The organism is Vreelandella arctica (assembly GCF_037070215.1).
Classification (GTDB): domain Bacteria; phylum Pseudomonadota; class Gammaproteobacteria; order Pseudomonadales; family Halomonadaceae; genus Vreelandella; species Vreelandella arctica.
Map to the genome: position 1 here is coordinate 46,330 of NZ_JBANSN010000026.1, position 9,883 is coordinate 56,212.

General features: G+C 55.4%; 10 protein-coding genes. 7 read left to right on the forward strand and 3 right to left on the reverse strand.

Annotated elements, in window-relative coordinates:
- Window positions 1-2: 2 nt before the first annotated feature.
- The 3 genes from V8L70_RS17865 (at window position 3) to V8L70_RS17875 (ending at window position 1,621) form a co-directional block, all read left to right on the forward strand.
- Window positions 3-287: a YeaC family protein gene (locus V8L70_RS17865; protein WP_008957007.1), complete on the forward strand. Its 285-nt coding sequence runs from the start codon at window positions 3-5 to the stop codon at window positions 285-287.
- Window positions 271-1,116, forward strand: a complete 846-nt coding sequence (locus tag V8L70_RS17870) for a DUF2797 domain-containing protein (RefSeq protein ID WP_101145261.1) — start codon at window positions 271-273, stop codon at window positions 1,114-1,116. Before V8L70_RS17865 ends, V8L70_RS17870 begins: the two co-directional genes overlap by 17 nt.
- A gap of 79 nt (window positions 1,117-1,195) precedes the next feature.
- Window positions 1,196-1,621, forward strand: a complete 426-nt coding sequence (locus V8L70_RS17875) for a CopD family protein (RefSeq protein WP_008957005.1) — start codon at window positions 1,196-1,198, stop codon at window positions 1,619-1,621.
- Window positions 1,622-1,631: 10 nt separating this feature from the next.
- On the opposite strand, the gene V8L70_RS17880 is transcribed toward V8L70_RS17875, so the two are convergent.
- A complete protein-coding gene (locus V8L70_RS17880) occupies window positions 1,632-2,093 on the reverse strand; it encodes a DUF2231 domain-containing protein (RefSeq protein ID WP_008957004.1) in 462 nt (153 codons plus the stop codon).
- Window positions 2,094-2,128: 35 nt separating this feature from the next.
- Between V8L70_RS17880 and coxB the strand changes: the two genes are divergently transcribed.
- From coxB to V8L70_RS17900, 4 genes are read left to right on the forward strand one after another with little or no spacing between them, the layout of a single operon-like run.
- Window positions 2,129-3,208, forward strand: a complete 1,080-nt coding sequence (coxB, locus tag V8L70_RS17885; protein WP_008957003.1) for a cytochrome c oxidase subunit II — start codon at window positions 2,129-2,131, stop codon at window positions 3,206-3,208.
- Window positions 3,205-5,745 (forward strand): cytochrome c oxidase subunit I, encoded by a 2,541-nt coding sequence (gene ctaD, locus V8L70_RS17890; RefSeq protein WP_101145260.1) that lies wholly within the window; start codon window positions 3,205-3,207, stop codon window positions 5,743-5,745. The genes coxB and ctaD overlap by 4 nt, the downstream gene beginning before the upstream one ends.
- Before the next feature lie 4 nt (window positions 5,746-5,749).
- Complete coding sequence (locus V8L70_RS17895) at window positions 5,750-6,106, forward strand: hypothetical protein (protein WP_101145259.1); 357 nt, start codon at window positions 5,750-5,752, stop codon at window positions 6,104-6,106.
- Window positions 6,107-6,111: 5 nt separating this feature from the next.
- Window positions 6,112-8,325, forward strand: coding sequence for a heavy metal translocating P-type ATPase (locus V8L70_RS17900; RefSeq protein ID WP_198555980.1), 2,214 nt, complete (start codon window positions 6,112-6,114; stop codon window positions 8,323-8,325).
- On the opposite strand, the gene V8L70_RS17905 is transcribed toward V8L70_RS17900, so the two are convergent.
- Together V8L70_RS17905 and V8L70_RS17910 are read right to left on the reverse strand one after the other, a co-directional pair.
- Window positions 8,307-8,612, reverse strand: coding sequence for a winged helix-turn-helix domain-containing protein (locus tag V8L70_RS17905; RefSeq protein ID WP_008956999.1), 306 nt, complete (start codon window positions 8,610-8,612; stop codon window positions 8,307-8,309). The two genes, V8L70_RS17900 and V8L70_RS17905, sit on opposite strands and share 19 nt — an antisense overlap.
- Before the next feature lie 41 nt (window positions 8,613-8,653).
- Window positions 8,654-9,736 (reverse strand): PA0069 family radical SAM protein, encoded by a 1,083-nt coding sequence (locus V8L70_RS17910; RefSeq protein ID WP_008956998.1) that lies wholly within the window; start codon window positions 9,734-9,736, stop codon window positions 8,654-8,656.
- Window positions 9,737-9,883: the final 147 nt, after the last annotated feature.

Here is a 9,883-nt window from a genome sequence, read left to right on the forward strand (position 1 = left end):
CAATGAGCGAAATGACGTTCGAGAAAATGATTAACCAGATGACCCCAGCGATCTATGAGAGCCTGAAACAGGCGGTATCGCTGCGCAAATGGCCTGATGGTCGTCGCTTAACGCCCGAACAGACTGAGCTCTGTTTGGAAGCCGTGATGCGCTATGAAGCCGAGAACAATGTGCCGGAAGAGAGCCGCGTAGGCTATTTAGAGCAGCGTACCTGTGGGGCAGCTGCCAGCGGCGCTGATGTAACACCAGAAATGGCCGGCTTGGCACGGGATGCCACGCGTGATTGAAGCGGCAGTGCAAGGTTGTTTAAGCAAAATGGCGGCAGCGCTGCCTGATCGTCAGCATGAGCAGGTAACCTACCATTTGCGTGCAGGGGAGCATCGTGTCGCGCTTAATGAGCGTATCGGTGAGCCGCTTAGTTTGCGTTGGACAGGCGCGATTGCCTGTACCCACTGTGGGCGGGCGACCAAGAAGAGCTTTGCCCAAGGCCACTGTTACCCTTGCTTTAAGCGGTTAGCACAATGCGATACCTGCATTATGAAACCAGAAACCTGCCACTTTTTCCAAGGCACCTGCCGTGAGCCGGAGTGGGGAGAGAAGCACTGTTTTCAGCCTCACATCGTTTACCTGGCTAACTCTTCTGGCTTAAAAGTGGGTATTACGCGCAAAACCCAAATGCCGACCCGTTGGTTGGATCAAGGTGCGATACAGGCGCTGCCGATTCTGGAAGTCAATACCCGGCAGCAATCGGGGTTTGTCGAAATGCTGTTCAAAGAGCAGGTGGCCGATCGCACCAACTGGCGGGCCATGCTTAAAGGTGATGTTACAGCAATGGATTTAGCCGCTGAGCGTGACCGGCTGCTGAGCCTGTTAGCTGGCGGGCTGAATCAACTCCGCGAGACTCATGGGGCAGATGCCATTCGCACCTTGGAGCAGCCCGCACAAGAATTTCACTACCCGGTCAGCGTCTTCCCAAAAAAAGTGGTGTCGCATAATTTTGATAAGCAACCGGTGGTGGAAGGCGTGCTGCAAGGCGTCAAAGGCCAGTATTTGCTCCTTGATAGCGGCGTTATTAATCTCCGCAAATTCACAGGTTACGAGATCCAGGTGAGTTAATCGGCTAGCCAGAGTGCGGTGAGTTGGCTAAGGTTAGGGGGTAGCATTATCTCGCCTTAAGCAATGCAAGGAAGCCCCGATGCCCTGGCTTAAACTGCTTCACATTGCCGCGCTAGTGATCTGGTGCGGCTCGCTGTTGTATTTGCCCGCTTTGCTCAGCCAAACGCTGCAGCTACGTAAAGACTCGGGCTTTGCACAGGGTACGCCGCCAATGCCGCGGTTTTTTTATATCTCTTTTGCTACCCCTGCCGCCTTAGTGGCGATTGCGTCGGGTACGCTGTTGTTTCTTATCCATGGCATATTGGGCGGCTGGTTAATCTTAAAGCTTGGCGCCGTGGTGGCGATGGTGGCCGCTCATGGCTGTTTTGGCTGGTTAATACTGCGCCTTGAGCAGGGCCACTACCGTTGGGTGAAGCCCGCCAACTGGACAGCGCTATGCGTTGCGTTAGTGGCCATTCTCAGTGTGCTAGGCTTTGTATTAGCAAAACCGCTGGATTGGAGCTAACACTGTGGCTCTAGTCCTCAACGTCGACACCGACCGCATGTTCATACACCAGTTGGCCGCCCAGCAGGCCCGCCACGGCGATCAAGCCAGCGGTGATCAGCGATACGGCCAATCCCCAGGGCAAAATCGCGCTGGCGTCGTTAAAGCGCAGCAGCCAGTTCAGCGACGCCAGCGAGAGCATTACGACCGCTACGATGGCATGACTCCAACCGGTAATCAGGCGGCGAATACGCGGCACGGTGACCAAGTCAATAATCCCCGCCGTACTGGCAATCCAGCCGCCAAACGCACCGACGCCAGCCAGCCACAAGCTGGCGCGCAGCCAGAATTCATCACCACTCAGCAAAAAGCCGATATCGCTGGCCACCAGCGCCAACAGTGCAGCGACCGGGAAATGAATCATCACTGGATGCAATGGGTGGCCGGCGATAGAGGCGCGGCTTACGATCGAGAGTTGGCGAGTTTTTGCCATGGTCACTTCCTGTGGGCAGAAAAAGGAATTCAGGGATGAGGCTTAGACTTCAATGTTTAACACGTATCCAGCGCTTAACAAGTATTCAACGCTTAACCCAGCAGAGGGTCAACCGGCTGGGCATTCTGCTCGCCCTGTTAGCTGGATTACTGCTAACCGGCTGCGCGGGCGATAAGTCTATTCTAGACCCGGCAGGCCAAGCTGCGCGAGATGTGGTGATGATTTGGTGGGTGATGCTAGGCTTTGGCACCGTCGTATTGGTCATGGTCACCGTTTTTTGGCTGTATACCTTTAAGCGTAAAGAGGTGGCACGCACACCGGTAGAAGAGCGCCGGGTGGCACGGCGTTGGATTGTCGGCGGCGGGATAATACTGCCAGTCGCCAGTATTATCGCGCTGTTAACTTTTGGTGTGCCGACGGGGCAACGTATGTTAACGCTGCCTTTAAGTGATCCACCGGAAGTGATTGAAGTCATCGGCCATCAGTGGTGGTGGGAAGTGCGCTACCCAGGAGCGGAAGGCGGCGAAGTGGTGACTGCTAATCAACTCATCATGCCGGCGGGTGAGCCCATTGATTTTCATGTCACCGGTGCCGATGTGATCCATGCCTTTTGGGTGCCGCGGTTAGGTGGCAAGATTGATATGGTTCCAGGGCGCATCAATAAAATACGCTTGGAAGCGGATGAGCCAGCGGTATTTGGCGCTCAATGCGCCGAGTTCTGCGGCGCCCAGCATGCCCAGATGCAGCTCTATGTAGAAGCTGTCGAGCGCGACGAGTACGACGCTTGGTTGGCTGACCGTCAAACGGATGAATTGTCGTCGCTAGCGACAAACGACCAACAGCATGAACCTGCCAGGGAGGCATTTATGACCCATTGCGCGAGCTGCCACCGGGTAGCCGGGCTCTCAACGGCTGGAGAAGGGCCTGACCTTTCTGATTTAGGCAGCCGTACCAGCTTAGGAGCGGGCATTATGGCCATGGAAGAGGGCGCGGTGACCCACTGGCTGCAACACCATCAACGTTTAAAACCAGGCAATAAAATGCCGCCCCACGATGATATTGACACCGCTACCTTGGCGTCCCTGGGTGCTTGGCTGGAGAGCTTGACACCATGACGACCATTAATCGTGAAGTGACGCCACCGGGCGATTTACCCGAAAATCCTAAGCGGTTGCACAACGATCTGCATGAGATCTGGGGAAATCCGCGCGGCTTAAAAGCACTGACCATTGTAAACCACACCACCCTTGGCCTGAGGTTCATGGTCACTGGGATGGTGTTTTTCTTGATTGGCGGCCTGTTGGCCATGCTGGTACGCACCCAGCTGGCGCTTTCTGATCAAGATTTCATGACACCGGATATCTATAACCAGGTCACCACCATGCATGGCACGGTGATGATGTTCCTGTTCGCTATTCCTATGCTCGAAGGGCTGGCGATTTACATGATTCCTAAGATGATCGGTGCCCGCGATCTGGTCTGCCCACGGCTGACATCGCTGGGCTACTGGTGCTATCTATTCGGCGGGATCATCTTAACGTTTAGTTTGGTGTTAGAGATGGCGCCGGACAGCGGCTGGTTCATGTATACCCCGCTCAGTAGTAGCGAGTATTCACCTGGTTTAGGTTCGGATTTTTGGCTATTGGGGATCACCTTTGTTGAAATCTCCGCCCTCTCTGCGGGTGTAGAACTGGTGGTTTCAATACTGCGTACGCGTACCCAAGGAATGGCGCTGCATAAAATGCCGCTGTTTGCCTGGTACATTCTCGCGATGGCTTTAATGATTGTGGTCGGTTTCCCGCCGCTGATTCTGGGCAGTATTTTACTTGAGCTTGAGCGTGCCGCGGGGATGCCTTTTTTTGACGCGGCCGGGGGCGGTGACCCCATTCTTTGGCAGCATCTCTTCTGGCTGTTCGGTCACCCTGAGGTTTACATCATCTTTTTACCGGCGGCGGGGATAGTGTCTACGCTGATACCGGTGTTCGCTGGCCGTCCGATTGTGGGCTATGGCTGGGTGGTTTTTGCCATTGTCACCACCGGCTTTATCAGCTTTGGGTTATGGGTCCACCATATGTTTACCGTGGGGATTCCCCAGCTGGCCCAAGCCTTCTTTTCAGCCGCCAGTATGCTGGTCGCGGTACCCACGGCGATTCAGGTGTTTGTTTGGCTGGCGACGTTATGGCTGGGTAAGCCGAAGATGAAGCTGCCGATGCTGTGGATATTAGGCTTCTTGATTATTTTTGTATGCGGCGGCTTAACGGGGGTAATGCTGGCGCTAGTGCCGTTTAACTGGCAAGTGCACGATACCCACTTCGTGGTGGCACATATGCACTACGTGTTAGTCGGCGGCATGTTCTTCCCGCTGGTCGCGGGGCTTTATTACTGGCTGCCACTCTTCTCTGGGCGTATGCCTTCTGAAACGCTGGGTAAGTGGGGCTTCTGGCTGACGTTCATCGGTTTTAATACCACGTTCCTGATTATGCACTGGACCGGGCTGCTGGGTATGCCGCGCCGTGTTTACTCTTATGACGCGGGCATGGGTTGGGATGTTTTTAATCTAATTTCTTCAGTAGGCGGCTTCATTATGTCGGCGGGGATTGCCATGGTGCTACTGGATTTTGCCCTACACTTCCGTTTTGGCAAGCCCGCTAAGCCTAATCCATGGAATGCTGATGGCCTTGAGTGGGCCAATAGCATGCCGCCAAGCGCCTATAATTTTGTCAGTTTGCCAAAAATCGAGACACGTCACCCGCTTTGGGATGACCCTGATCTGCCGCGCACTATAGCGGAAGGCCAGCATAGTTTGGCGGTAGCGACTCATGGGCGACGTGAAATGTGGGGAACCGATCCGTTAACCGGCAAAGTGCGCGAAATTATTCACCTGCCGGGGAACTCGTGGTGGCCGCTTTTCGCTGCGATGGCGTTGGCAGTGGTGTGTTTAAGTCTGCTGACTCGCCTTTACCCGTTGGCCGTTATCGCCGTGGTGGTCGCTGGATTGTTTCTATTGCGCTGGTCATGGGAAAACGGTGCACATCCTAAAGCCGCTCCTGATGCACGGGTGGCTCCCGGCGATCCACCGCTGCACTCGCGCACCATGGATGGTCCCGGGCTATGGGCAATGTCGATAACCATGCTCGCTAATGGCTCATTCTTCCTTTCCTATTTGTTTGGCTGGTTCTACCTTTGGACGGTCTCGCCTGAATGGCGAATGCCTGAGGTTTCACCGCTCTCCCTGGTGGGCCTGCTGTTGGCTGGTGGAGCACTCACGGTAGGTGCAGGCATCCTCGAAAAACTGATAAGTGGGTTGCGTCAGCAGCGTGATGCTGGGCTGTCACTAGGCATGTTTAGTATTAGTGCGCTTGGGTTTTTGCAGGTGGGCATCACGCTTTGGGTACTGCTGAGCGCAGACCTTGCGGTTAACGAGAACTCTCATGATGCAATCATTATGGTGGGTCTAGCGTATGCACTGTTTCATGGGGGTTTGGGTGCTGTGCTAACGCTGCTTCAGGGCCTACGGGTGGGTTATGGCTATGTGGGCGCCCATGCACCTTTTGAGCCCGCTGTCGTTGCTCAATTGTGGCGTTATAACGTGGCGACGTTCTGGATCATCGTGGGCGCGCTTGCCGTGCTGCCCCGTGTCATAGGGAGTTAGGCGGATGACCATCGTGATGCAGCGCTTACACCTCACTCACCCATTACACTTTGTTATTGGCTTAACGCTTTGGAGTGCTTGGTTTGTAACAGTTTACGGTGGCCATGCTGTGGCCTGTGAAGTCATGCCCCCTGACCCAGAACAAGGTGTTTTTACCCTCGTTAATGCGTTGCTGCTTATGGTCAGTCTTGCTGCCGTTGCGCTATTAGCCGCGTTAACGATGGGGTGTTACCGCATTAGCAAACGTCATGCCGGGCGGCTGCGCTTTAATGCACGGGTTTCTGCCGGGCTCTATCTCTTTTCTACCTTCGGCGTATTGTTTGCAGCGATGCCCATCATCGGTATTCCGCCTTGCCTGTGAGTGGTATGACTGACACTAACGCAGACAAGCTCTATACCCTTCACGGTATGTGGTGCACCAGTTGCGCGTTGGCCGTGGAAGGCTCCCTCAAACGGAGTGATGGCGTGTACGACGTTAGCGTGCATTATCCCAGCGCCACGCTCTGTATAAGCGGCACGCCAGCCGCGACTCAGCTCTCAGTGCTTGCCTCAAAGGTTAAGCGACTAGGCTACCGGCTGACGGAACTTGAGCCGGTGGGCGATGCCCATGCGCGACTGGAAGAGGAGAGCCGCTACCTCACACTTAGACTGATGGTGGGTTCGCTATTTGGCATGTGGACTATGCTTGCCTCAGTTCTGATCTACGCATCCGCCTTGCCCAATGAACAGGTCGAGCAGGTAGTGGCATGGGTGTCGGGTGCTTTTTCACTTCCCGTGGTGCTGTTTGCGGGCGTGCCGTTTTACCGAGCGGGGTGGCGTACATTGCTAGCCAAACGCCCTGGAATGGATGTGCTCGTCAGCCTTGGTGTATTTGGCGCGGTGCTCGTCTCGATCGGGCTTTTATGGCGCGGTTCATCGGAAGTATATTTCGATACGGCGGTGATGCTGATTGTGCTATTGCTAGTCGGGCGGTTAGTGGAAACGCTGTGCCGTCACCGTGGGTTAAAAGCGTTGGACGCATTAACACTACCGAACGCGAACATAAACGTTTACCAACATGAACATTGGGTAATGGTTCCTGCCGATGAAGTGGCCGCAGGAATGCGCGCCGAGTTAGCGCCAGGTGAGCTGGTAGCGCTTGATGGCACTCTGGAGGCGCCTGGCTGGATCGATACCGCCTCGCTGACCGGTGAAAGCCTGCCGCGCCACTTTCATACAGGTCAGAAGGTCTATGCAGGCTGCCGCTACCTGGGGGCAGCGCCGCTGGTAATGCAGGTGAGCGCCGGGGTAGGCAAGCGCCGGTTAGACCGTCTATGCGACGAAATGCGCCGCTATCAGGCCAAAAAAGGCGAGCTGCAGAAGCTAGCTGACCGCTTTGCCGCTTGGCTAAGCCCCTTAGCGCTTGTGCTGGCGTTACTGACGCTGCCTGCTGCGCTGTTATTTGGAACGGGCTGGGAAGAGGCCTTTGTGCGGGCGCTTTCCGTACTGGTGGTGGCGTGCCCCTGTGCTGTGGGGCTTGCCGTGCCGTTGGCAAGCCTTGCCGGTAGCAGTCAGGCCATGCAGCAAGGTATTGCGCTACGCGACCCGGCAGCGCTTGAAACCTTGGCGCGCATTCGCTCGGTAGCACTGGATAAAACCGGCACCTTAACGATCGGCAATCTTTCCGTGCTGCATTGGCAGGCGCGGGAGGGCGTTGATAAGCATACTGTGCAGCGCAAATTAAGCGCCGCCGTCGTTGGAAGCGAACATCCGCTAGCGCACGCGTTAACCCACTGGTCGGATGATCAACGTGATCAGCACCCTGAGCAGAATCCGGATCAGAATATAGAAGTAAATGAATCGCCTGGGGAAGGGCGCCGAGTGCAGCTAAATAGCGGCGAGTGGCTAACGCTAGGCAGCGCTAATTGGCTAACTCGTCAGCAGATTGCGTTGCCATTTCAAGCTGAAGACCCCGCGCTGACGTTTGCTTCTCAAGTAATGTTGGCTGACGAAGCGGGCTGGCTGGCCACGTTCTATCTGGCTGATCAACCGGTGGGGGATGCCGCTCCAAGCATGAAGCGTCTGCTCGCATCAGGCTATGTGGTAGCGATGATTAGCGGCGACCGGCAGGGGGCCGTTAGCTGGCTGGGTGAGCAGATAGGGCTTGCCCGAGAAGCTTGCTATGCCCAGCGTTCGCCTGAAGCCAAAGCGAGGCTGTTGCAGGCGCTACCATCGCCAACGCTTTACGTGGGTGATGGCTTGAATGATACGTTGAGCTTGGCCGCGGCTGATGTGGGTATTGCCCCGCTAAGTGCCAGCGAAGCCGCCCGTGAAGGGGCTTCTGCACAGCTCATGACACCGGGAATGGGTGGTGTAGTGCAACTGCTTAGCATTGCTAAACGCACCCGGCGCATCATGGTGCAGAATCTGTTCTTCTCGGCACTTTATAATACGCTGGCACTAGGGCTGGTAGCTGTGATGGCCATTCCGCCACTGGTCGCGGTACTCGCCATGGCGGCAAGTTCGCTGAGTGTCACGCTCAATGCCGCACGGTTAGCGTGGGCCGAGCCGGAGGAAAACGATCAGAGGGTTCCGGAATAGCCGAGTGCCTGTTTAAGCCGCTCGGCATTCGTTGCCACCCAACGTGGGTCAATCGCCCCCCAGTCACGTATTTGGTAGCGGCCAATGTTGTGGCGCTCGCCTTCATCTTTCGTAAATACGCACTCGATATCTAATTCGGCAAGGGAGGCTATCGTATCCTGGGCGGTACGCCGTGGCATGCCGGTGGCTTCAATGAGTGCAGGCACGCTGGCAGCGCCATGTTCGATCAGATGGGCCACGTATAAACGTCGGTAAAAACTCGATTTCGTTTTGCTAAGCGCGGACATTAGGCTTCCTTAACAGCAAATTGATTAAAGCGCTGCTTAGCTTAAAGGAATAAGTCGCCCTGCGCCCGTGGTGGGCGGAAATCCCGCGTGTTCAAGCCCTGCTCGGTGCGATCCTGCATGTTCCACTGGCGGCTGGCGCGGGCAAAGCGCTGGGCAATTAAATCCGCGAATACCCCTTCACCACGAAAGCGCTTTCCAAATTGGGCATCATAGGCTTTGCCGCCCCGGCACTGGCGCATAAGACTCATCACTTTGGCCGCGCGTTCTGGGTAATGAGCTTCCAACCACGCTTCAAATAGCGGCGCCACTTCGTAAGGTAAGCGCAGTAGCATCCAGGCCGCCGTTCTCGCCCCCGCACGGCTGGCTGCTTCTAGAAGCTTTTCAATTTCATGATCAGTCAGCCCTGGAATAACCGGCGAAATCAATGTGCCGACTGGGACTCCCGCGGTATTAAGTTCACGAATAGCCCGTAAGCGCGCTTGAGGCGACGCCGCCCGTGGTTCTAGCGTGCGCTTTAAATTGGCGTCCAGGCTGGTCAAGCTAACAAACACACGCACCAGGCGATGCTCTGCCATCTCTGCCAATAGTTCTAGATCGCGTAGCACCAGCGTACTTTTAGTTACCAGCGTTACCGGATGGCGGCACTCCAACAGCAACTCCAGCAAGCGGCGTGTGGTTTTATAAGTAGCCTCTAACGGCTGGTAGCAATCGGTGTTGCCGGAAAGGTTGATCGGACGGCACACATAGTTGGGGTGGCAAAGCTCCTCTGTTAACCGTTCCACCAACCCGCTGCGGGCAATCAACTTGGTTTCGAAATCCAGCCCTGGCGATAAATCCCAGTAAGCGTGGGAAGGGCGTGCGTAGCAGTAAACGCAGCCATGTTCACAACCACGATAAGGGTTCAGTGAGCGGTCAAATGGCAAGTCCGGTGATTTATTCCACGACAGTGCGCTCTTACTCACTTCCTCTCGCACTTCGGTGGCGATGGTCGTAGAGGCTTCCTCACGCCACCAACCGTCGTCTTCCACCACGCTATGGCTAGGTGCAAAACGGTTGTGCGGGTCATAGGTCGCTCCGCGTCCCTTGTAAGAGTTTGGCTGGAAAGGGGGGCCAAGAGATGCCATGGAATCACCTCTGTTAATATGATTATATATGGCTATGTTGTCATCTTCTGTTGATGTGCTTTAAATATACTGTATAAAATACTGTATGTGTAGTCTTCGTGTGGAGGGCGCCATGAAGCAAGCAGACTTCAAAATCCTTGAGAGGAC